General features: G+C 45.6%; 20 protein-coding genes. 15 read left to right on the forward strand and 5 right to left on the reverse strand.

All coding sequences use genetic code 11. From position 1 onward, the window contains the following. Positions 1 to 64 precede the first annotated feature (64 nt). From A9237_RS14700 to A9237_RS14725, 6 genes are all read left to right on the forward strand, one after another. Positions 65 to 1447 (forward strand): di-heme oxidoreductase family protein, encoded by a 1383-nt coding sequence (locus tag A9237_RS14700; RefSeq protein WP_078608476.1) that lies wholly within the window; start codon positions 65 to 67, stop codon positions 1445 to 1447. A gap of 10 nt (positions 1448 to 1457) precedes the next feature. Beyond that, a complete protein-coding gene (locus A9237_RS14705; RefSeq protein WP_078608477.1) occupies positions 1458 to 2495 on the forward strand; it encodes an imelysin family protein in 1038 nt (345 codons plus the stop codon). Next, positions 2476 to 3558 carry a DUF1513 domain-containing protein gene (locus A9237_RS14710; protein WP_078608478.1) on the forward strand — a complete coding sequence of 361 codons (1083 nt, stop codon included), beginning with the start codon at positions 2476 to 2478 and terminating at the stop codon, positions 3556 to 3558. Before A9237_RS14705 ends, A9237_RS14710 begins: the two co-directional genes overlap by 20 nt. A gap of 131 nt (positions 3559 to 3689) precedes the next feature. Beyond that, entirely contained in the window at positions 3690 to 5255 is a 1566-nt protein-coding gene (locus tag A9237_RS14715) for a L,D-transpeptidase family protein (protein ID WP_456303372.1), read from the forward strand. 170 nt (positions 5256 to 5425) lie between these two features. After that, positions 5426 to 5974, forward strand: coding sequence for a peptidoglycan L,D-endopeptidase MepK (mepK, locus tag A9237_RS14720; RefSeq protein WP_038895173.1), 549 nt, complete (start codon positions 5426 to 5428; stop codon positions 5972 to 5974). 130 nt (positions 5975 to 6104) lie between these two features. Then, a complete protein-coding gene (locus A9237_RS14725; protein ID WP_005430620.1) occupies positions 6105 to 6761 on the forward strand; it encodes an MBL fold metallo-hydrolase in 657 nt (218 codons plus the stop codon). Positions 6762 to 6773: 12 nt separating this feature from the next. On the opposite strand, the gene A9237_RS14730 is transcribed toward A9237_RS14725, so the two are convergent. Continuing rightward, positions 6774 to 7442: a DUF2982 domain-containing protein gene (locus A9237_RS14730; RefSeq protein ID WP_078608479.1), complete on the reverse strand. Its 669-nt coding sequence runs from the start codon at positions 7440 to 7442 to the stop codon at positions 6774 to 6776. A 271-nt stretch (positions 7443 to 7713) separates the two neighbouring features. Here A9237_RS14730 and A9237_RS14735 point away from each other — a divergent pair, with 271 nt between their 5' ends. The 6 genes from A9237_RS14735 (at position 7714) to A9237_RS14760 (ending at position 13658) form a co-directional block, all read left to right on the forward strand. Then, positions 7714 to 8076 (forward strand): hypothetical protein, encoded by a 363-nt coding sequence (locus A9237_RS14735; protein WP_005438876.1) that lies wholly within the window; start codon positions 7714 to 7716, stop codon positions 8074 to 8076. 415 nt (positions 8077 to 8491) lie between these two features. Continuing rightward, positions 8492 to 9586, forward strand: a complete 1095-nt coding sequence (locus A9237_RS14740) for a TRAP transporter substrate-binding protein (RefSeq protein WP_020196510.1) — start codon at positions 8492 to 8494, stop codon at positions 9584 to 9586. 131 nt (positions 9587 to 9717) lie between these two features. After that, positions 9718 to 10257: a TRAP transporter small permease subunit gene (locus tag A9237_RS14745; protein ID WP_078608480.1), complete on the forward strand. Its 540-nt coding sequence runs from the start codon at positions 9718 to 9720 to the stop codon at positions 10255 to 10257. Positions 10258 to 10269: 12 nt separating this feature from the next. Continuing rightward, positions 10270 to 11556 (forward strand): TRAP transporter large permease, encoded by a 1287-nt coding sequence (locus A9237_RS14750; protein ID WP_078608481.1) that lies wholly within the window; start codon positions 10270 to 10272, stop codon positions 11554 to 11556. Positions 11557 to 11671: 115 nt separating this feature from the next. Beyond that, positions 11672 to 13027 carry a cache domain-containing protein gene (locus tag A9237_RS14755; RefSeq protein ID WP_005438868.1) on the forward strand — a complete coding sequence of 452 codons (1356 nt, stop codon included), beginning with the start codon at positions 11672 to 11674 and terminating at the stop codon, positions 13025 to 13027. After that, positions 13020 to 13658 (forward strand): response regulator, encoded by a 639-nt coding sequence (locus A9237_RS14760; protein ID WP_009706881.1) that lies wholly within the window; start codon positions 13020 to 13022, stop codon positions 13656 to 13658. Before A9237_RS14755 ends, A9237_RS14760 begins: the two co-directional genes overlap by 8 nt. Positions 13659 to 13711: 53 nt before the next feature. On the opposite strand, the gene cosR is transcribed toward A9237_RS14760, so the two are convergent. Then, positions 13712 to 14188, reverse strand: coding sequence for a MarR family transcriptional regulator CosR (gene cosR, locus A9237_RS14765; RefSeq protein WP_005438864.1), 477 nt, complete (start codon positions 14186 to 14188; stop codon positions 13712 to 13714). A gap of 396 nt (positions 14189 to 14584) precedes the next feature. Here cosR and A9237_RS14770 point away from each other — a divergent pair, with 396 nt between their 5' ends. Both A9237_RS14770 and A9237_RS14775 read left to right on the forward strand, forming a co-directional pair. Next, positions 14585 to 16156, forward strand: a complete 1572-nt coding sequence (locus A9237_RS14770) for a BCCT family transporter (RefSeq protein ID WP_005438862.1) — start codon at positions 14585 to 14587, stop codon at positions 16154 to 16156. 227 nt (positions 16157 to 16383) lie between these two features. Continuing rightward, the gene (locus tag A9237_RS14775; RefSeq protein ID WP_078608482.1) at positions 16384 to 18267 is read left to right on the forward strand and encodes a methyl-accepting chemotaxis protein; all 1884 of its coding nucleotides are present in this window, start codon (positions 16384 to 16386) and stop codon (positions 18265 to 18267) included. 157 nt (positions 18268 to 18424) lie between these two features. On the opposite strand, the gene A9237_RS14780 is transcribed toward A9237_RS14775, so the two are convergent. Together A9237_RS14780 and A9237_RS14785 are read right to left on the reverse strand one after the other, a co-directional pair. Continuing rightward, on the reverse strand, positions 18425 to 19144 hold the full coding sequence (locus tag A9237_RS14780; protein WP_078608483.1) for a 3'-5' exonuclease: 720 nt from the start codon (positions 19142 to 19144) through the stop codon (positions 18425 to 18427). An 8-nt stretch (positions 19145 to 19152) separates the two neighbouring features. Continuing rightward, a complete protein-coding gene (locus A9237_RS14785; protein ID WP_005438856.1) occupies positions 19153 to 21042 on the reverse strand; it encodes a DUF294 nucleotidyltransferase-like domain-containing protein in 1890 nt (629 codons plus the stop codon). Positions 21043 to 21260: 218 nt separating this feature from the next. Between A9237_RS14785 and A9237_RS14790 the strand changes: the two genes are divergently transcribed. Continuing rightward, the gene (locus A9237_RS14790) at positions 21261 to 21902 is read left to right on the forward strand and encodes an outer membrane beta-barrel protein (protein WP_033005876.1); all 642 of its coding nucleotides are present in this window, start codon (positions 21261 to 21263) and stop codon (positions 21900 to 21902) included. A 118-nt stretch (positions 21903 to 22020) separates the two neighbouring features. Here A9237_RS14790 and A9237_RS14795 read toward each other — a convergent pair whose 3' ends face one another. Further along, positions 22021 to 23211 (reverse strand): amino acid aminotransferase, encoded by a 1191-nt coding sequence (locus A9237_RS14795; RefSeq protein WP_009706876.1) that lies wholly within the window; start codon positions 23209 to 23211, stop codon positions 22021 to 22023. Between the last annotated feature and the right edge of the window lie 162 nt (positions 23212 to 23373).

Consider the following 23373-nt stretch of genomic DNA (forward strand, 5'->3'; position numbering starts at 1 on the left):
TTGTGAGCCCTTTTGCCGTTTGAGCTCGTTGTTATCACCCTTGTTGTATATGTAGAGCAATGATATGAAGCCATACCTAATTTCTGCGCTAGCCGCGTTCCTTTCTTCTTCTGCCATGGCTTACGATGTTAAGTCTGGTGGCAAAACCAGTGTTAAAAAAGATGGCGCGAACGCCTATTCTCTTCCTGCTGCCAACCTGCCGATGAGTAAGCGCCTCGACTTTAGCGTAGGTAACAGCTTTTTCCGTAACCCTTGGGTACAAGCGCCAGCGTCAACGGACGCTCGTGATGGCCTAGGCCCGCTTTTTAACACTAATGGTTGTCAGAACTGCCACATCAAAGACGGTCGAGGTCATCCGCCAGAGAAAGATGATTTACATGCCGTGTCTATGTTAGTGCGCTTAAGCATTCCTGCGATGACGCCAGAACAAAAGAAAGCCTTCATCAAAGATGGTGGCATACCTGAGCCGACTTATGGTGGCCAGCTTCAAGATTTCGCCCTGCAAGATCAAACGCCAGAAGGCAAAATCGAAATTACTTACACCGATGTGCCAGTGAAATTTAAAGACGGTACGATGGTGACACTAAGAAAACCTCATTTGAACATTACCGATCTGGGTTACGGCGATATGCACCCTGATACTGAGTTCTCAGCACGTGTGGCACCGCCAATGATCGGTCTTGGCTTGTTGGAGAGTATTCCCGACGAAACGCTACTCGCTTGGGCTGACGAACAAGATGCCAACAAAGATGGTATCTCAGGCAAAGTAAACAAGGTGTGGGATATTGAGAAGGACGACTTCTCGATTGGTCGCTTTGGATGGAAAGCCGGTCAACCGACGCTAATGCAGCAAAATGCGGCGGCATTCAATGGTGATGTGGGCCTTACGAGCCATTTATTCCCGAACGAAAACTGCACCTCGAAACAAAGCATTTGTGACGACATGCCAAATGGCGGCAAACCAGAAGTGAGTGAAAATATTCTCGACTTCGTTGAGTTTTACAGCCAGCACTTAGCCGTACCTATTCGCCGTAACATCAATGATCCTAGCGTGAAACTTGGTCAGCAAATCTTTGCTGCGTCTGGTTGTGAAAGCTGCCATAAAACCAGTGTCAAAACGGTCAAGCGACCAGAGTTACCAGCGCTTTCTGAGCAGCTCATCCATCCATACACAGACATGCTTCTGCACGACATGGGTGAAGGCTTAGCCGATAACCGTCCGGAATACTTAGCAAACGGCCGTGAATGGCGAACGGCACCTCTATGGGGGATTGGTTATACCGAAGAAGTAAACGGACACACTTACTTCTTACATGATGGCCGCGCTCGTAACCTGTTGGAAGCGGTGTTGTGGCACGGCGGCGAAGCTGAAACGGCGAAACAAAACGTTTTGGCACTGAACAAAAAAGAACGTGACGCATTGATTGCGTTTCTGAACTCTCTATAAGGAAGCAACCATGAAAAAAACACTGTTAGTGAGTGCGATTGCTGCAACGTTAAGTTTGGTTGGTTGCCAATCGACCGTCGGTTCGAGCTCAGCCAAGCCTGAGAGTACAAGCCATATTTCTCAAAGCGTGTACGAGGTCGAGTTTCAATCAGCGCAGACGTTTTTAGCGCAAACCACAGAACTTGAACAACGCTTCGCGGATTACTGCGCATCAGAGTCGAAAGATGATGCACAAGTAAAACAGCAATGGCATCAAACTATGCTTGCGTGGATGGCGTTACAAGGTCAAGAACGTGGCCCTGCTATGGCGTTGGAGCAAAGCTGGAATGTTCAGTTTTGGCCAGATAAAAAGAACACCACTGGTCGTAAGATGTCTGTACTGACGAAATCTGATCAAGCTTGGAGTGCAGAAGATATTTCCACCCAAAGTGTCACCGTGCAAGGTTTAGGGGCACTGGAATGGCTGCTTTACGATAAAGCGTCGACCTTATCTAGCAACAACAATACTTGTGCGACAGGCGTTTCGATTGCAGAAAACCTCGATAACAAAGCGCAGATCATTGCGGATTCTTGGGCAGAGAATCCTTGGAAATCGCTAGAGATGACGGAATGGGAATCTGAGTACATTTCACTGCTCTCTAATCAGCTTGAATACAGCATGAAGAAGTTGAGTCGACCGCTAGCGAAGATTGGCAAGCCTCGCCCGTATTTCTCAGAATCGTGGCGTTCAGAAACCTCGCTTTCGAACCTAAAATCCAACCTTCAAGGGATGGAAGCGTTGTACTTTGCTAACGGGAATGGTCTAGATGCGCTTCTTAGAGAGCAAGGCCATGCAGATCTCGCAGACCGTGTTGTTCATCAGTTTGAAATGGCGTTAGAAACTTGGCCAGAAGATAAGAGCTTGTTTGCTGCACTACAAACAAAAGAAGGCTATCGCATGGTGCTCGCTCAATACAATAAGCTAGAGCAATTGAAGTACCTGATTCACGAAGAAGTCGCGATCGAGCTTGGCGTGGTTATAGGATTTAATGCAACCGATGGTGACTGATCAAACCCGCCGAAACTTACTGAAAGCCGCTCTATTCGGGGCGGCTACGCCTATGATGCCATTTGGTTGTGCTTCAACAAGCTCACGTGAGCCTGCGTTGATCGGCTGCTCTATCATTGGCAGAGATAAATATGAAGCGGTGGTAGCGGATGAGCATGGTATGCCGCTATCTTCATTGCCGATTCCTGAGCGTGGACATGGTGTAGCAACAAACCAACAAGGCCACGCCGTAGTCTTTGGTCGTCGACCTGGAACTTTCTTCATGGTGTTTGATTATCGCTCAGAGCAGATGATCAAACTGCAACTAGCAAAGCCAAATCGCCATTTCTATGGGCATGGCGTTTACTCCCATGATGGCACGTTGCTATTTGCCACAGAAGGGGAGAGGGGGACAAGTCGTGGGATCATTGGTGTTTATGATGTGCAGAAGCAATATCAAAAAATCGATGAGTTAACGGGTTTTGGCCTTGGCCCTCATGAAGTGATCATGATGCCTGATGGCGCATTGGCGATTGGCGTCGGTGGCGTACACACTAATGGCCGTGAACCTCTCAATCTTGATAGCATGAGACCGAGCCTGAGTTACCTTTCACAGGAAGGGGAGCTACTGGATCAAGTGTCTTTACCCGATCATAAGCTGAGTATTCGCCACTTAGCCCATGATGGTGCGGAAACCGTGCTTTGTGGTCAGCAATATCGTGGTGAGCCGGACGAGTATCCAGCCCTGATCGCCATGCACACGCGTGGTGGTGAAATGCAAGATCTTCAAGCTGAACCTGAAGAGTGGGCGCGTTTCAATCACTACGTTGCGAGTATTGCAGCAACCGATGAATGGATCTTAGCCACTTCGCCTCCGGGCAGTTGTTATGGTATATGGTCTAAATCTACTGGCAAATTGGTAGAGCTAAGTGCGTTACCAGACGCCTCTGGTGTTGTGACCTACGGTGATGAATTCCGAGTCAGTTCTGGCGCGGGAAAAGTGGTCGAACAAAGGCCTGAAGAATCAAAAAGTACCTTCGCAAGCGGTGTGCAATGGGATAACCATTGGTCGAGAATTATCTAGAAAGATCATTGAGTAAGCACTTATTGAGAATTTTGTTGTCGTTTTCGTCTTCAGATTCTTAATTTTAAAGCTGCAACCCGTGAGATATTTGCCATACTTTTTTTATGGCATGTAACGGAAGGATCGTTTCAGTGATTGCTAGACTCCTAATGATAACGGCACTTTTGGTGCCGTTTTGCAGCTTTTCAACAGTAGTTTCTCTCGATGCTTCTGCACAAACAGAGCAAGAGGGGGCGGTTGATCAGCTGTCTGTAGAAAAAATGATCCATTACCCAGATGTAATTGATCAACTGTATCAAAGCACTAATTATCGCTTGAACTGGGAAAACGAAAGCGATGTAGAACAACTCCTTTTTCAGCTTAAGCTCGTTGCGTTAGCAGATGTGACTCAAGAGTTTGACAACCAACTGCGCCGCATAGAACAAGTGCGTGAACAAGGCGACAAGCTTGATTTCGATCTTGTAATGAGTGACTCATTACTCATGTATCTTTCGTACCTAGAGCAGGTTCCAGAAGAGGGCATCAATTGGTTATTTGCGAACAAAGGTAATGTTAGCTTCCCTGCGCCGAGTATTGAGACGCTCTCGTTACTGAGTAATGAAATCACAGTCGGAAAGTTAGACGAGTTCCTTGCTGAGTTGCGCTCACCTTTGCAAATGGACGAATCGTTCAATACTGCATATGCATCTTTGTCGACTTACGCCAAGTTTGAGTTCCCTCTTTATCAACAAGATCAACGTTTAGCCCGAGTTGGGGATGAGTTGTTTGATAAAGCCAGCATGATTGCTCGAATGCAGATTGTGGGTGTTGATGTTGGGCATTTGGATACTGAAACCACACTCTATGATGAAAACCTAGAGCTAGCGGTGATGGAGTTCCAACGTATTCATGGCTTGAAACAAGACGGCATCATCGGTCCCAATACGATTCGTTGGATTAACTTCTCACCACAGCAACGTTTGCACTCATTAGCCTTAAACGCCGAGCGTTCTCGTATTTGGGCAAAAGAGCGCGACAACGTGGTATTCGTTAACGTTCCCGGATATGAAGTGACTTATTGGCATGATGGGCAGCCGTTGTTTGAATCTAAAGTTGTCGTAGGGAAAGCATCACGTAAGACGCCAATCATGACAGGTACATTGGACTCAGTGATCTTAAACCCTACTTGGAATGTGCCGTGGAAGATCATGGTGAAAGACATCATTCCAAAGGTGAAACGCAATCCGATGTATCTGATGCAACACAACATCCAGATTATTCGCTCTTGGACATCGCGCGAGATCATTGATCCAACAACTATCAACTGGGCAACCGTGAACCCAAGAACTTTCCCATATCGTATGAGACAGTCATCGGGTTCACACAATGCTTTGGGTCTGTATAAATTCAATATGCCGAATCCACAAGCGATATACTTGCACGACACACCAAGTAAAAACCTGTTTAACCAAGATCGTCGCGCGTTCAGTTCTGGTTGCGTTCGTGTCGAACATGCTGACCAATTGGCGGAGTTACTCTTCAAGACTCAAGGTCTGGAAGAAAGGCTAGCGAAGAAGCGTCAAAATGGTCGTCGCTCTAACACCTCTGTACCACTTAGTGAACGAATTCAAGTGCATATCATCTATCAAACCGCATGGTTAGAAGAGGGCACCTTGTACTACCGTGATGATATTTATCAATACGATGATCAAGGGTGAGATTCGTTCTCAATTTAAAAAAATTTACAATTCATAAAATCTGTTTTCTGTTCAATAAGTAAACAGAAAAACCAGCCTAAAAACGACAAGCCGGACCGATTTATGCATTTGACGCGTTAAATTGGTTTCGGTAATGTCCGCTGCTCGTACAGTAATTGAGCAGTATTTTCATGGTAAGTCGTAATTTTTCCCGTCGTGATTTTCTTAAAATGACCGCTGGTGGTGTCGTTGTTGCTTCAGCAATGCCAAGTATGTCTTGGGCATCTCTGCCTGATGAACCTCGTGTTCTCGCGATGAATAACCTCAATACTGGTGAGTTGTTGGAGTCGTGCTACTTCAATGGCACAAATTATGTCGACGAAGAGCTGAAGCGTCTTGATCAGTTTTGTCGTGATCATCGCCGTAATGAAGTTCATCCAATGGATCGACGTCTGTTCGATCAGATCAGTCAAATCCAAAAGTTGATTGGCACGGAAGCAGAGGTGATTGTGATCTCTGGCTATCGCTCTCCATTGACTAACGCATCATTGCGTAATGGTTCTTCAGGTGTGGCGAAAAAGAGCATGCACATGGAAGGAAAGGCCATTGATTTCCGTTTAGATGGCGTGAAGCTTTCAACAGTTCGAGATGCGGCATTAAGCCTAAAAGCCGGTGGTGTGGGTTATTATCCACGCAGTAACTTTGTTCATATCGATACGGGTGCTGTTCGTTCTTGGTAGTGCCAAGTTGAGACAGGGTTTCTCGTCTCAGAACGTCGCCTATTACCCATGGTACAAAGCTTGAAGTCACTAGGGCTTAGTGTCATAGTTGCGGCAGTTTTCATGCAAATTTATTCGGTATAGGTTATCTATGGCTCTGAAATACCAAGTTGTTCCAGTAACATCTTTCTCTCAAAACTGTTCTATCGTCTGGTGTGATGAAACCATGAAGGGCATTGTGGTTGATCCAGGTGGTGATGAAAAGCAACTCGCAATGCTGATCAAAGAACTGGGTGTTGAAGTAGTAAACCTAGTGCTAACACACGGCCACTTGGACCACGTTGGTGGTACAGAGCCACTGTCTGCACTGTTAGGTGGTACTGAGATTGTCGGCCCACACAAGGCAGATAACTTCTGGTTGCAAGGTTTAGAAGGTCAGAGCCAAATGTTTGGTTTCCCACTGACTGAAGCGTTTGAACCGCATCAGTGGCTAAATGAAGGTGACAAGGTCACTTTTGGTAATCAAACCCTAAACGTGATTCACACTCCGGGCCATACACCGGGTCACGTAGTGCTTTACAGCGAAGAAGCACGCTTGGCGTTTGTCGGCGACGTTCTGTTTAACGGTAGCGTTGGTCGCACAGATTTCCCACAAGGTGACTTCAACACGCTGATTAGCTCGATCAAAGAGAAGTTATGGCCGCTCGGCAACGATGTTACTTTCGTACCAGGTCATGGTCCACAGTCGACATTTGGTCACGAGCGCAAAACAAACCCGTTCGTTGCTGACGAAATGCCGCTTTACTAAGGCGTCTTTGAATTAAGCATCTGGCTCGGCGGCCGCTAGGTAACGTCGAGCCAATCCCACAAACTCTTCCGCTTCTCTATCCAAATCACTGGCTGAGATAAACACGTCGTAGCCATAAAATCGTCTTTGATATTTCATTCTATTCGCTAGCATCGCTTGTAGGCCCTCATAGTGCATCCCTTCTTTATTGATGTAAGGAGTGGGGTCTAACACCATGTCTTCAAACTTTGTTTCGCAATTATTTTGTTTTGCTCCTAAATAAAGAAGGGCTCTTTGCCCAAGCAAGATTTCCGTCGCGATACGTGGACAAATCGCGTTGAGATAAGGTGAGTAATGCTTCAACCGAATCCCTATCCAAGGAAGGGGTTGGTGCCAGCCTTCTTGTTCGTATGTGCAAATGCCGATGGAGTCGATGTCTTTCCAGCGCACCACCCAGCCGCCTTTAAAGAGGTGTTGTTGAAAGTGGGAGGCGGTAAGGGTGAAAGAGACTTGGCTCTTTTTTATCATGATGATGGCAAAGCCAACGATGATGGCCATCAGTACGACCGACAACATCGCTTGTTTCCATCCCGGCGCAATCAAAACCAGAAACATGGTGATGGTAACGACCATAAACATGATCAGTTTGTTGATGGGGGAGTCGGATTTGAAATGTGAGTTACTTAGATGCAGCGTTTCCATGCTTTCAACCTCAATGAACAATGGCGTTGAGACACATGTTTCTTGATATTCAATTGTTTGCCTATCAAGAACAAAGAACCTCTGTTTTTATACCCAGTATTCAATAAATCCGTTCACAATTTATCTGATTAAATAGTAGACGTTCTATGCAGTGAGCGCATTTTTCATCGCGTTTCGCCGCTAAAACCTACAAATCGCTGATGAATTTTGGTATAAAACGCGCTTCAAATTTTCATCCCTGCTGAGATGCAGTGAACTGGAGAAATATTCAATGAGACTTGCTCATAAGCGTAAAGTGCAGATGAAACTGCAAAAACGCATTAAAGCGACAGTAGCAAACGTAGCTGCGGCACCAAAAGCGGCAAAACCTGTTGCTGAGAAAGCAGTAGCTGAGAAGAAAGTAGCTGCAGCGAAAACTGTTGAGGTTGCACTAACTCCTAAGCAACAACAAGTTCTAGATATCGTTGTAGCAAATGCTGAAGGTATCAACCCTAAAGGTATTGGTCTAGCTGCAGGTCAAGAAGACACTAAAGCGGCATCATGGGCTACTGGCGCACTGAAGAAGCTTCTTGAAGAAAACCTAGTTCAAAAAGAGCAGTTAGCAGGTAACAAAGTTATCTATAAAGCAGTTTAATTACCGCTGTAATTCTGTTTCTTAATTGAATACCTCGACTCCAGTCGGGGTATTTTTTTGCCCAAAAAACGCTTTTCGCTCATTTATAACTGAGTATTCTAACTATACAATTCCGTCATTTGTCACATTTTATTAAATACTGTGTAAATTCTTTCGCAGTCAACTACGTACGTGCTTTATCAGATTTTGATGATATGGCTTTTCAGTTAACTATCTGAATAATAAAAGCTCCTGCAATTTGATATTAAAAAGATTACGTATAACTACGTAATACTAATGGCTAAGGCTCACGTTTAAGTGCATTTTTGTTGCGTGTTCATGCCCATTTCTTACTTCCATGTAATGTCCCATCTTCTATAGCGAATCCTTATGTAATGGATGACAACAATAATCTTGGTGACAAAGGACGTGAACGATGAGTCTTATCCAAAAATCTCTGAAACGAGTGCTCAAGGCGACAGCAATGGTCGCGACGATGGCATTCGTAGCAACTTCTGCTCATGCTGCTGATGACAAAGTATACCGCCTTAAACTAGCGGAGACGTGGGGGCCAAACTTCCCTATCTTTGGTGACGCAACAAAGAACATGGCAAAAATGGCGGAAGAAATGTCAAACGGACGCTTACAAATCCGCATTGACTCTGCAAACAAACACAAAGCACCACTTGGTGTATTTGATATGGTGAAATCCGGTCAATACGATATGGGTCACTCGGCGTCTTACTATTGGAAAGGCAAAGTACCAAACACCCTTTACTTTACCTCTATGCCTTTCGGTATGTTGCCAACAGAACAATACGCATGGTTCTACTACGGTGGCGGTATGGAGTTGATGGAAAAAGTTTACTCCCCGCACAACCTATTATCTTTCCCTGGTGGTAACACGGATACCCAAATGGGTGGCTGGTTCCAGAAAGAAATCAAATCAGTCGATGACCTGCAAGGTCTGAAAATGCGTATCCCAGGCTTTGCAGGTGAAATCCTTGCTGAGCTAGGTGCGAAGCCAACCAACATTGCACCGGGCGAACTATACACCTCGCTTGAGCGTCGTACGATTGATGCATTGGAGTGGGTAGGTCCTTCTCTTGATTTACGTATGGGCTTCCACAAAATTGCGCCTTACTACTACACAGGTTGGCATGAGCCGGGCACTGAGCTGCAGTTCCTAGTGAACAAGCGTACTTGGGAACGTCTACCAGATGATTTGAAAGCGATCCTTCAAGTGGCGATGAAAGCCGCCGCGTACGACATGTACACTCAGTCTAAGCACGAGAGTGGTAAGAACTGGGCATCAATTCAATCGGAATACCCTGATGTTCAAGTAAAAGACTTCCCGCCTGAAGTTATTTCAGCGCTACGTGAAGCGAACGAACGTCTACTTAAACAGCACGCAGAAAAAGATGCGCTAGCGAAAGAGATTCAAGAATCTCAAGCAAGCTACATCGAACAAGTGCGTCCTTGGTCTGATATCTCACACCGAGCTTACCTAAACAGCCAAGCTCAGCAATAACTTCGACATGCTGGCTAGCGCGAGCGATTTAGCCAGCAAAAGAAGCCCAAGAAAAACTTCTCTTAGAGAAGACTATAACAAGTGCTCCGCGAACCAGCGGAGCCAATCCCACACGTTCCATGGAGTTCGGAATGAGAAGCCTTATTTATATTGAGCGAATCTTTAACCGCTTCGGTGATTTTCTGGGGTGGTTATCCAGCATCCTATTTGTTTTGTTATTAGCGAACGTGGTGTACGACGTTGTTATGCGCTACGTGTTTAATGACGTATCCATCGCCTTCCAAGAAATGGAGTGGCATCTATTTTCCGCTGTATTTTTATTGGGTGTGCCATACGCGATTAAATCCGGTGGTCACGTTCGAGTCGACATTTTCTATGAGCGCTTATCGTATAAAGCGCAATCCATCATCGATATCTTAGGCACGTTACTTTTTCTTTTCCCATTCTGCCTATTGGTTGCTTGGTTCGGTATCGATTTTGCCAAAGAGAGTTTCGCTCTTGGAGAAACGTCTGGAGACCCTGGCGGTTTACCATATCGATGGATCATAAAAGCCATGATTCCACTCTCATTCTTGTTTATGGCGATCAGTGGTATGGGCTTACTGCTTCATTCCATCAATAAAATTGTTAACCCTCATCTTATCTATGCCGGTAACAACGGTAAGTCGTAAAAGGAATTCAGCATGATCGGTATAGTGATGTTTTTTGTAGCGCTGTTTGCGTTACTACTCGGTTTTCCTGTTGCCTTTACCTTTGGCGGCATTGCATTAATTTTCGGCGTATGGGCAGAAGGCATCGAGATGTTTGCATTCATGCCATATCGCATTCAATCCATCATGGAAAACACGGTATTGATGGCAGTACCTCTGTTTGTCTTCATGGGGTTGGTTTTACAAAAGACCCGACTGGCAGAGCAGTTGCTTGAGTCGATGGGGCGTTTGTTTGGTGGTATTCGTGGCGGTATCGCTATCTCAACGGTTTTGGTTGGTGCGCTGCTTGCAGCATCGACGGGCGTGGTTGGTGCATCAGTAGTGGCAATGGGGTTGATCTCTTTGCCAGTGATGCTCAAGTACAACTACGACAAAGGTTTGGCATGCGGCACCATTTGTGCGTCAGGCACGCTTGGGCAAATTATTCCACCTTCTATTGTTCTAATTCTTCTTGGTGATGTGTTGGGGGTGCCAGTCGGAGACCTTTTCCAAGCCGCGATTTGGCCGGGTTTAATGCTGGTTGGTGCATACGTTATCTATATTTTGATTTACGCCAAGCTCAACCCTGAGGCAGCTCAACCTATCGAACGTGATGAATCCATCAGCCGTAAGGAAGAGGTGATTACCGCGCTCAAAGCCGTTTTGCCACCTTTAGCACTGATCATTGTGGTTTTGGGTTCTATCTTTGCTGGTATTGCCACGCCGACCGAATCAGCGGCGCTAGGCGGTGCTGGTGCGATTGTACTTTCGCTACTTTACAAACAGTTCAGCTGGTCAATGGTGTATGAAGCATCAAAAGAGACGGTAAAAGTCACAGCGATGGTTTTCGCGATTCTACTGGGTGCAACGGCATTCTCGATGGCATTTACCTACACGGGCGGCGACTACTTGGTAGAAGAGTGGATGCTAGAGCTTCCGGGTGAGAAGTGGGGCTTTTTGATCATTACCATGTTGGTGATTCTTATTCTCGGTTTCTTTATCGACTTTGTAGAAATCTGTTTCATCATCGTGCCGATCATTGCGCCTGTAGCTGAGTTAATGGGTATCAACATGACATGGTTTGCGATTTTGATTGCCATGAACCTTCAAACCTCATTCCTCACACCACCATTTGGATTTAGCTTGTTCTATTTAAAAGGTGTAGCACCAACGGGTGTGACAACTCGTGATATCTATCGAGGCGTTATGCCATTTATCGCGATTCAAATCGTGGTTCTGGCTTCCCTGTTGTTCTTCCCAAGCTTTTACGGCATGTCATAAAAGCCATGATGTCGTCGGGGAACGAGGTTTTTGTGACCTGAGAGTTTTTACCTTTTGAGACAAGTTGTTAAGCTGATTAGTTATTAAGCTAATCAGCGTTTCATTGGAGGAAAGGATGCCTCTCAAAGCCAAATTAATCTTGCTGGCATTGATCCCAGTGGTTTTGGTGTCAGCAAGCATCAGTTGGATTTCCATCTACCAAGCGAAAACGTTGGGTCAACGCGAAGTGGAGATCTTTCACCAAAGTCTGATCCAATCAAAAGAAGTGGCATTGAAAGATACCGTTGATCTGGCTTTCGATGCGATTTCTCACATCTATAACGACTCTACTATCGACGAGCATGTTGCCAAAGAACGTGTAAAAGCCATCCTGAACCGCCTTCGCTATGGCTCAGATGGTTACTTCTTCGCTTACGATAAACACGGTACTAATTTAGTCCATCCGATTCTGCCTGATCTCGTGGGGCAGAACTTACTTCACATCCAAGATGAAAACGGCGATCACCTGATTGAGGCGTTACTTTATCAAGCCCAACTTGGCGGCGGTTTCCATCAATACCTTTGGCAGAAACCCTCCACAGGTGAAGTCGTGCCTAAGTTAAGCTATGCCGCATGGCTTGATAAATGGGAATGGATGATTGGCACGGGGTTGTACATAGAGGATGTGAGCCGTGAAGTTGCCAACATGCGCGCTGCGGTGAATCAGAATATCGAGACGACTTTCTTTACCGTAGTTGTGATTTTGGTTGTCACGGTCGCTGTGATTATTGTTTTAACCCTCGCTATCAACCTCCATGAGCATCGCTTAGCGGATAAAAACCTTAAAGAACTGGCCCATAAAACGGTGATGTTCCAAGAGGATGAGAAAAAGCACCTAGCTAGAGAGCTGCATGATGGTATCAATCAGTTGTTGGTTTCAAGTAAATGCCATCTCGATTTGATGGGGCATCGTATTGAAGATGAAAAGCTCAAATCCCACCTCGACAAATCTCAGCGTTCGTTGATCACCGCAATTAACGAAGTGCGCCATATCTCCCATCAACTTCGCCCGAGCGCCTTGGATGACATCGGCCTAGAGGCGGCGCTTTCTACGTTATTGCAGGACTTTCATTCCCATTCTGGTATGGACATCGACAGCCATTTCGATACAGGGCAGGTTAAGCTGAAATCGGAAGTGGCGACCACGCTATATCGCGTTGCTCAGGAATCGTTGAATAATATTGAAAAGCACGCCAAGGCAAAAAAGGTCACCGTTATTTTGCAAAAAATGGGCAATATGCTGCAATTACTGATACGGGACGATGGTATTGGCTTTATGGTCAATCAATCGGTACACCGCCAGGGGATTGGTCTGCGCAACATGCGTGAGCGTGTCGAGTTTATTGGCGGCGAGTTTGAATTGATGAGCGAACCAGGGTTGGGAACGGAAATCACCGTATTGTTAGATTTGGATGGATTAGTTTATGGATAAACCAATTAGTGTGGTGATTGTGGACGATCATCAGGTTGTACTGGATGGGTTTATGGCGCGTCTGGAATTGGAACCTGATATTGATGTGATAGGCACAGCAAGCAATGGGCTTGAAGCCATTGAAGTGTCAAAAGTGCTCAACCCGGATGTCATCTTAATGGATATCAGCATGCCCATTATGAATGGGATAGAAGCAACAGGTGTGATTAAGGAAGAACGCCCGGAAAGTAAAATTCTGATGCTGACTATGCACGACAATCGCGAATACATCATGAAGGTGATGCAAGCCGGAGCAGTCGGTTATATGTTGAAAGAAATCTCAGCCGACAAGATGGTTCAAGCGATTAAAACCGTGAATCAAGGTTCGACGTATTTTTGTGAATCTGTCACCCAAACACTGTTTACTCAAGATGTTGTACCTGCGGCACAAAAGCCTAATCCACTGAGTCGCCGCGAAGAAGCGGTACTTAAATTAGTCGCACAGGGGAATAGTAGTAAAAAGATTGCTACGCTTTTGGATATCAGTTATCGAACGGTGGAAACGCATCGTCACAACATTAAACATAAGCTGGACTTACATTCGACTGCTGAGCTAGCGAAATATGCGTTTGAAACAGGATTGATAGAGTAAGAGAAGGGCAAACGCGCTCATCACCGATGGGAGTCATGAGCGCACAGAGAAGCTTATTCTGGTTTAGTGATGCTGCCTAGTTCAAGCATTGGCGCAACATCGATGTCTTCTGCGTTCATCATGGTAGAGATGCGCTGAACAGAAGATAGCAGCAAGCTTTGTTCCCACTCTTCAAGCTTTTGGAAGCGACTGATGAAGTGCTCTTGCAATGGCGTCGGAGCTTGTTTAAGCGCTTCTTGGCCTTTTTCCGTCAAGACAGCATGAACTTTACGTTTGTCTTCTACGCTACGGCGTCGTTCGACAAGTTGATTGCGCTCTAAACGGTCAAGGATAGTCGTAGCCGTTGCCTGACTCATGTTGGTATGGCTAGACAATTGCTTGATAGTGACGTTATCAAGTTCACTAATAGCACGCATTAGAATCAGCTGAGGAGCCGTCAAACCAGACTCTTTGCTCAACTTCTTTGAATGTAAATCAATAGCGCGGATGATCTGACGAATCGAGACCAAGACTTCTTCGTACTTTTCCAATTTCGTAATCCAGTCATTAAGGGATCATGTAACGAGGCGACACTAACTCAAAAGCGTTGTTATTAAAAGGGCTTAGTTAGGGATCGCGACACCAATTTTCAATTATTTGCCTTGGCTCTCCTTATTGTTTTTAAGGGTATTCGGCGGGTAAAAAAGTAACGGCTAGAATTATTATAGTAATAAATGTTTGTGGTCTAATTATTGTCGTGGTTGTTTTCGCTTTTTTTGGTGGATTTTTCTGATTGAAAAGTAAGTTATTGGATTTTTTATCAGCAAAAGATAGACAAAAACGCCTCAAATGGTAGGATCTTCCACTTTCATGGAAAATAAAATGTATCGTGTTCGAATGAATTTTTGGTTTGCTGCCGAAAAACGAGAACACAAAAGAGAGGAACAATGACAAAAGGTATAGATAAGTACAGTATCGACAGTACCGACTATACGGTTGGTCAAGACAACGTCCAGAAATGGGGTTTTGACGTACATAATCCTGTTTTTGGTATCAGTGCTGGTTTCATTGCACTATTTCTTATCGCGGCGTTGGTGCTTGATGCACATACCGCAAAAACAGCGTTGGATGGCATTAAGCTAAAAATCATTAGCTCATTTGACTGGCTGTTCATCCTTTCAGGCAACATCTTCGTAATCTTCTGTTTAGCTTTGATTGTGTCACCAATGGGTAAGATTCGCCTTGGTGGTAAAGATGCGGTAGCGGATTACTCTTTCATGTCTTGGCTTGCGATGTTATTCGCGGCAGGCATGGGTATCGGTTTGATGTTCTGGAGTGTGGCAGAGCCTGTAGCTTACTTCACTGGTTGGTACGAAACGCCTCTCGGTGTTGAAGCCAATACCCCAGAGGCTGCAAAGCTTGCACTGGGCGCGACAATGTTCCACTGGGGTCTACACCCATGGGCAATCTACGGTGTCGTAGCACTATCATTAGCTTTCTTTACTTACAACAAAGGCCTTCCGCTTTCTATGCGTTCGATCTTCTACCCATTGTTGGGCGATCGCGCGTGGGGTTGGGCAGGTCATATTGTTGATATCCTTGCAGTACTAGCAACGCTATTTGGTCTTGCAACGTCTCTAGGTCTTGGTGCACAACAAGCAGCGAGTGGTATTCACCACGTGTTTGGTGTGGAGCCGGGTCTAGGCCTACAGATCGTCGTTATTACGATTGTGACGTTACTTGCGGTTGTTTCGGTAATCCGTGGTATCGATGGTGGTGTAAAGGTCATCAGTAACATCAACATGGTTATTGCGTTCCTACTGCTTATCCTTGTTGGTTTGATTGGTTGGGCTGTGAGCTTAGGTTCAATTCCTACCACCTTTATGGCGTACATAGAAAACTTGGTTCCACTGAGCAACCCGTTTGGTCGTACTGACGAAGCTTGGTTCCAAGGTTGGACAGTATTCTACTGGGCTTGGTGGATTTCATGGTCACCATTCGTAGGTATGTTCATCGCTCGCGTATCTCGTGGTCGTACAGTTCGTGAATTCATCACGGCAGTACTGATTGTTCCTACAGCGGTAACACTAATTTGGATGTCAGTATTCGGTGGTCTAGCTATCGATCAAGTGATCAACAATGTGGGTGAGCTAGGTGCAAACGGTCTAACTGACGTATCACTAGCGATGTTCCAAATGTTTGATGTTCTGCCATTCGGTAACATGCTGTCTATCATTGCTGTTGTGTTGGTATTGGTATTCTTCATCACTTCATCGGACTCTGGCTCACTGGTTATCGACAGTATTACTGCTGGTGGTAAAGTGGATGCGCCAGTTCTACAACGTGTATTCTGGGCGTTTATGGAAGGTGCGATTGCGGTTGCACTACTGTGGATTGGTGGTTCAGAAGCGGTTCAAGCGCTGCAGGCTGGTGCTATCTCTACCGCGTTACCATTCACATTCGTTTTGCTTGCAATGTGTGTCAGCCTATTGATGGGCATGAGAACAGAACGTCAGTAATTGATGTGATTTATAAATATCGTTAGATATTAACGAGTTAAAAAGCCAGCGGAATGCTGGCTTTTTTTGTGCGATTTTTCTGACGCTTGCCAAAAAAATGACGAAGTAAATTCTTTATTTTACAACAGGTTATTGTCTTAATTTTGTGAATAATCTTCGTGATTACTTTGTCAGAAATGTGTAATATTCAGCCACCTTAACTGTTCTCCCAACCTCTTAAAATAATTATGAAATTATCATTAAAACAAAAGCTAATTGGCGCAAGCCTATCTGCTGTTGTAGTGATGGCAACAGCACTGACTTGGCTGTCGGCTGGTCAATTGTTTGATCAGACGCGTTCAGGTGTCTATTCACGAGCACAAAGCCTAAGTAACGCAGCATCAGAAGGTATTTCTGACTGGGTTGCGATTCGCAAAGACATTGCAACGGCTTTCAACGACTACTCAACAGAGCAAGACGTGGTGCCTTTCTTACAACAAGCGCGCAAAGCGGGGGGCTTTGACGATATCTTCCTAGGTACTCCGGAAGGTGGCATGTACCGTTCTCATCCAGAACGTAACCGTGCAGACTATGATCCTCGTACTCGCCCTTGGTACAAAGATGCAAATGCAGCAGGTAAGCAGATCATCACTGAAGCTTACCAAGATGCGATCACTAACGCGCTACTGGTTACCATTGCAGAACCTGTAATGAAAAACGGTAAGTTTGTTGGTGTTGTTGGTGCTGACGTACTGATTGATCAGTTGATCAATGATGTTATCAGCTTAGATGCGGGTGAAAATGCGCACGCAATGCTGATCGATATGAATGACGGAACTTTCCTTGCTCATCCAAACAAAAGCTTAACGCTTAAGCCAATCACTGACCTATCTAAAGAATTTACGAAAGATTCCATTGAACGTGCAGCAAACACGGGCTCAATTGAAACGGCAACCATTCAGGGCAAAGATAAGCTCTATTACTTCAGTAAAGTACCTGGCACAAACTGGATGTTCGCGATTGAAATGGACCGCGCAACAGAAGAAGCAAGCCACGCGCAACTACTGCGTGAAATGCTGATTACTGCGGTACTGATTACGATTGTGGTGATTGTGGCCGTATCTTGGTTAGTGGGCTTCTTGTTCCGCGACCTTGGCCGAGTATCACAAGCGCTTGAAGAGATTGCATCGGGTGAAGGTGACCTAACGCAACGCCTTGAACCACGCAGTGATGATGAAGTCGGTAAACTGGCTGACAACTTCAACCGCTTTGTTGGCAATATGCACACGATGGTAACCAAGTTAAGCCATGTGTCATCTGCTCTTTCTGAGCAAGCGCGCACAACGGCTCAACAAGCTGACGAGCGTAGTCAGCGTATTTCTTACCAGCAAGACGAAATCAACATGGTCGCGACGGCTGTTAACGAAATGGCCGCAGCGACGCAAGAGATTGCAGGTAACGCAGATAACACAGCATCAAGCTCTGAAGAAGCGGTTCAAGCATGTGTTCACGGTTCAGGCCAAGTGACTCAAACGCAAGGCTCTATCCAAAACCTAGCGCAAGAAGTACAAGTTGCAACCAACGTGATTCAAGAGCTAGAAGCACACGGTAACGCAATCAACACGATTCTTTCGACTATCCAAGGCATTGCAGAGCAAACTAACCTACTAGCACTAAACGCAGCTATCGAAGCGGCGCGTGCGGGTGAGCAAGGTCGTGGTTTTGCGGTAGTTGCGGATGAAGTTCGTGTTCTGAGCCAACGTACTCATGCTTCTACTCAAGAGATTCAAGAAACGATTGAGATGCTACAAGGCACAACAGCGAAAGCGGTAGGCATTATGGATGACAGTCGTCGTCTAGCAGACACCAGTGTTGATGATGCAAACTCAGCTGCAGTGAGCCTTACTCAAATTCACTCAGCGGTAGAGCGCATCAGCGACATGGCAACGCAAATTGCGTCTGCAGCGGAAGAGCAAGCGTCTGTGACAACAGAAATCACTCGTAACACTGAAGGCATTCGTGACGTGTCTAACGAGCTTTCTGTTGAAGCGCACCAAGCAGCAGAGCAAGCGGCGCATCTGTCTGAGCTTTCTCACGAGCTAGAGCAAGAGATCAAACGCTTCAAGCTGTAAGCTTAGAGTGTTAGTTAAGCGCTGATATTCGCGTTTAATGAAAAGAGAAAAGGAGCCAATTGGCTCCTTTTTGTTTATCTAGAGATAATATTCTCGCTTCTCGCTTCTCGCTTCTCGCTTCTCGCTTCTCGCTTCTCGCTTCTCGCTTCTCGCTTCGCTACAGCCACAAGCTACTGATTGGTTGCTTTTCGCTGTAGTGGTGAGCAATTTGCGCTTGAAGTAATTCAGCGGTGGCAATGGCGTCCGTTAACGCATGGTGTGGCGTGTAATCTGGAAGGCCATAGCGACGTCGTGATTGTGCTAAACGTAAGGATTTCGGCTTATTACCCTTTAGCTTATTCCACAAACCACCAGATGTTCTTTGTTGAATATCCTCTTCAATTTGCAACGTATCCAGCACAGGGAACTCAATGCCTTCGCCGATACGAGTGCGCAACGCTTGAGCGAGAAACTCTCTTTCAATACGGCGGTAATGCACCACGACAATCTTTCCCGCCAAGCTTTCAAGTAATGGTCCTAAAATCTCACCCAAATCCGGAGCGTCGATCAACTCACTATGAGTAATACCGTGAATGATGACCGATTCCTCATCGAGTTTTTCTTGTGGGCGTACTTTCCAGTGCTTCGCTTGGCGCAAGAAAATTCGATTGAGATTAAAAGGCACCAAACCTATGGTGATGATGCCATTTTTTTGCGGATTTAAGCCCGTCGTTTCGAAATCGAGTGCCACGAATTCCACTTGGGACAGCGGGGTTTCCGGCGCGGGTAACGCCTTTCCATAAAAGGCAATTAACCGATCATCTTTCGCTTGCTCCAACTTGTGTTGAAACTTGGTATGCCATTGAATGGTCGGCTTTTGAAACAACTTTTTTATCATTCCACGCCTCACTTAAACTTGTTGCTGGCCTGATAACGGAACTTAAGGAAGTTCTGACCATTGCTGAGGATCTGGAACGCATCTTTTAGGTTACGTCGTTCGAAGTCCGACAGATTTTCTGGCTCAATGTTGTTATCTGGTTCAATACCCAATTCGACATCGATCGCTTGGTGACGGATACGTACCATAGAGATGAACTCCATCGCGTCTTTCAAATCCTGAGCACGGCCTTTCGGCAAAATGCCCGCATCAATGATGTCATCGAGTCGTTCAAATGAGTTTTGAGCGCGTGACCCCACCGCCAACGAGTGAACACGAATCAAGTCCACAAGAGGAGCTGTACCGCGACGTTTCAAGTTGATCGAGTTTTTGTGCTGGCCATCTTTTTCCATCACAAAGTCTTTAAAGAAGCCCAGTGGTGGGGTTCGATTCAACGCGTTACGAGCCAAGCATGCGAGGAAGCGGTTGTTCTTACGTGCGCGTCGAACAATGAAACTCGTCAATTGTTCTGCCCATTTTAAACGCCCATAAACGCCATCTAAATCGAAGAAGATAGACGCATTGAGCAAGGCTTTCGGGTTCGGGTCGTCAATCCAATCGGCGAAGCACGCTTCCCACTCTGAACGTGTCATGCGCCACTCTGGGTTGGTCGCCATGATGTCACCGGTACAATATTTGTAGCCACACACGTTCAAACCATCACTAACGTATTGTGCGAGTGCTTCGAAGTATTTCCCGTGTTTTTCCTCTTGGTAGGTATCGTCGAGAATGATGGCGTTGTCTTGGTCTGTGACCAATAGCTGCTCATCACGGCCCATAGAACCAAGGGCTAGGAAACAGTAAGGGATTGGCGGTGGGCCCAATTCTTCTTCTGCCATTTCGAGCAGGCGTTGCTTGAAGCTTCGGCCAATGACCGACATCGCACTGCCGACCATGTGAGAGTTGGCGTCTTCGTTAACCAGACGAACAAAACTGCTTTTCACTTCGTCAGCGACAATGGCCAAATCTTCGATGGTTTGTTGTTGGAAGATGCTACTTACTAACAACAGTGAGTTTTGCGATTCGTAACGAACAATGTCGGTCGCTTCGATGATGCCAATAGGCATTTGATCTTTTACAACCGGCAAGTGGTGAACGTTGTAACGAAGCATAGTTAGCATCGCTTCATAAACGTAAGCGTTGTGATCGAGAGATATAACCTCGGTCGTCATGACCGTTGATACTTCATCGAGAGGCGACAACCCTTCTGCCAAGACGCGGGTACATAAATCGCGGTCGGTGATAATACCGACGACAGGGGATTGTGGATCGTCTTCATCGAGCACAAAATCAGGATCAACGATCAACAGTGATGACACATTATCTTGCGCCATTAATTGTGCGGCTTCTTGAATCGTTTGACCGCGCTCGATGGTTGGCGCATCGCGTGTGAGAAGTGTTTTTACTTTCGAGGTCGTTAGATCGTTCGCGTCGTTGTTCTCTGAAACCGCTTGGCGCAAACGAGCACTGTTTTCTACTTCAACAAAATCTGCGAATGAATCGAAGTTATCGTACAGTTCTTGGAAGATATCTTGAGGAATGCAGTAGAGCAGGGAGTCTTCAATCGCTTTTACTGGAAAGCGAACTTTGTTGTTGGTTAGAAGACCCATCTGACCAAAAAGGTCGCCTTCGTCGAGCCGGTTATACAGTTCACCTTTACGTCGATAGACTTCAACTACACCGCTACGAACCATGTAAAGATCGTGGATCTGATCGCCGAAATGAATGATAGGAGTGTCTTGACGGTAGTAAGAGATTTCGATGTTCTCTGTCACTTTGGTGAGCGTTTCTTCCGGAAGCTCGTTGAATGGGGGATACTTGGCGAGAAAGTTATATATCTCGAGAAGTTCTGCTTCCATTAAGGTGCCTTTTGGTTTGCAAGTGATAGGGTAATCTTAACTTAGTTTTAAAACAGAATCTTATCGGATCACTGTTTTTCGTGCGCAATGATAAGATTCAGACAAGTCGCACGGCAAATCCTAATTAATTCGGCTACGCTGTCATCAAGATGCCGAATTAAATCAATACAATGGCGTTTATAGAAGAGTTTTGGATGACACTCATGGAAGGAAGTAGAATGGTAAGACTATTACTCGCTGCACCTCTTGTAGCATTACCAATAATGAGCGTTGCCTCAGAAGCAGAACAAGCAGAAAAATTTGGTTACGAGCACATCAATTTAGATGTCGGTGCCGGAACCACAAACGAAGAATGGCTAGATAATTCCAACGCCACGACGCTAGGGTTGGGTGGTAATTATTTGGTTCGTGATAATTGGCTACTCAATGTGGATTATTCCGCACAATTTTTCCACCCAGACGACTTCACTTTACGTATCGACCGTTTAATGTTTGGTGGTGGTTATCGTTATGGCATCAATGAGCAGCTTGATGTGTATGGTATTTACGGCCTTGGTGCGATCAAAGCGAAAGCAACGGATGACAACACAGACCGTACCATTTCATCTGACAGTGAGTTTATTCAAGGTGTCACCATCGGTGCGAATTATCTATTCAGCGAGAAGCTAATGGCAACAGCGGAAGTACATTTAAACCGCAGCGATATTGTTGACGAGAACAACTACAAAATTGGCTTCAACTACCAGTGGCATCATGTTATCGGTACTGGACTTTACTACCAATTCCGCGATACGGATTATGAAGGCCAACCCTCTGATCACATCAATGAAGTAGGCATTAGCTTCAAGTTTATTTACTAGTAGCAGAAGAGAAAGACATCGCGATTTCTATCGCGGTGTTTTAACAAAACAGTAGAAACTAAAAAGGTCAGCAATTGCTGACCTTTTCTCTTTTTAAGCGGTTTTCGCTAGATGGCGATTATAGAACCGCAGCGATACCTTTACACAGAGGACCCATGTTTGACTTCGTCATGCCTGCTACGCTGATACGGCCAGAGCCAACAATGTAGATTGCAAACTCTTCCTTCAGACGGTTCACCTGTTCTTTAGATAGACCAGAGAACGAGAACATACCGTTTTGGCGCTCGATGAAGCTGAAGTCCGCGTCTACACCTTCTGCTTTCAGAGTTGCAACGAACAGCTCACGCATCTCTTGGATACGGTCACGCATTTCTGCTACTTCAGCTTCCCATTCTGCGCGCAATTCTGCATCGCCAAGAATGTGAGTCACAACAGCACTGCCGTGCGCTGGTGGGTTAGAGTAGATAGAACGAATGATCGCTTTCACTTGCGAGAATGCAGTTGTTGCTACTTCTTCTGATTCAGCAACTAGAGTGAACGCACCTACACGCTCATTGTAAAGACCGAAGTTCTTAGAGAAAGAGCTCGCCACTAGGATTTCTTTGTTGTATTTCGCGAAAATACGTAGGCCAGCCGCGTCTTCTTCTACACCTTTTGCAAAACCTTGGTATGCAAAGTCAAATAGAGGAAGCAGTTTCTTGTCTGCTACTAGCTTAGCCAGTGTTTCCCACTCTTCTGGCGTTGGATCGATACCTGTAGGGTTGTGGCAGCAGCCGTGCAGAAGAACGACATCGCCTTCTGATGCAGCTTGCAGATCTGTCAGCATCGCATCAAAGTCTTTGTCTTTTGTTTCAGCGTTGTAGTAGCTGTATTGTGCGGTTTCAATGCCAGCAGCAGTGAATACACCGTTGTGGTTTGCCCACGTTGGGTTGCTGATCCAGATCTTCACTTCGCCAAGTTGACGCTTGATGAACTCGCCAGCAACGCGCAGAGCGCCTGTACCACCTGGTGCTTGTGCTGTTTTAGCACGCTTACCAGCAACGATTTCAGCATCTGCGCCGAAAAGCAGTTTTTGCACTGCTAGACCGTATTCTGCTGTACCTTCGATTGTTAGGTAAGATTTGGTTTTTTCAGTTTCAATCAGTGCGGCTTCGGCTTTTTTAACAGTCGCAAGAACAGGGGTTTCGCCTTGTTCGTTCTTGTAAATACCAACGCCTAGGTTAATTTTTTCAGCGCGAGCATCTTTTTTAAACTCTTCAGTCAGTCCAAGAATAGGGTCGGCCGGAGCGGCAACTACTTTTTCAAACATAATCTTCATCCATGTTAATCGAAGGGGTCTGCTGACATTTATACCTTTCAGCAATATTCGTTACAACAGTTAGTGAAAAGAAAACTTAAAAAAGTTTTGATTTGAAACAGAAATCTAACATAACCAATGCTTTTGACATAAAAACCCCTCTTAAGATGCGTT

The sequence above is a fragment of the Vibrio owensii genome (assembly GCF_002021755.1).
GTDB classification, from domain to species: domain Bacteria; phylum Pseudomonadota; class Gammaproteobacteria; order Enterobacterales; family Vibrionaceae; genus Vibrio; species Vibrio owensii.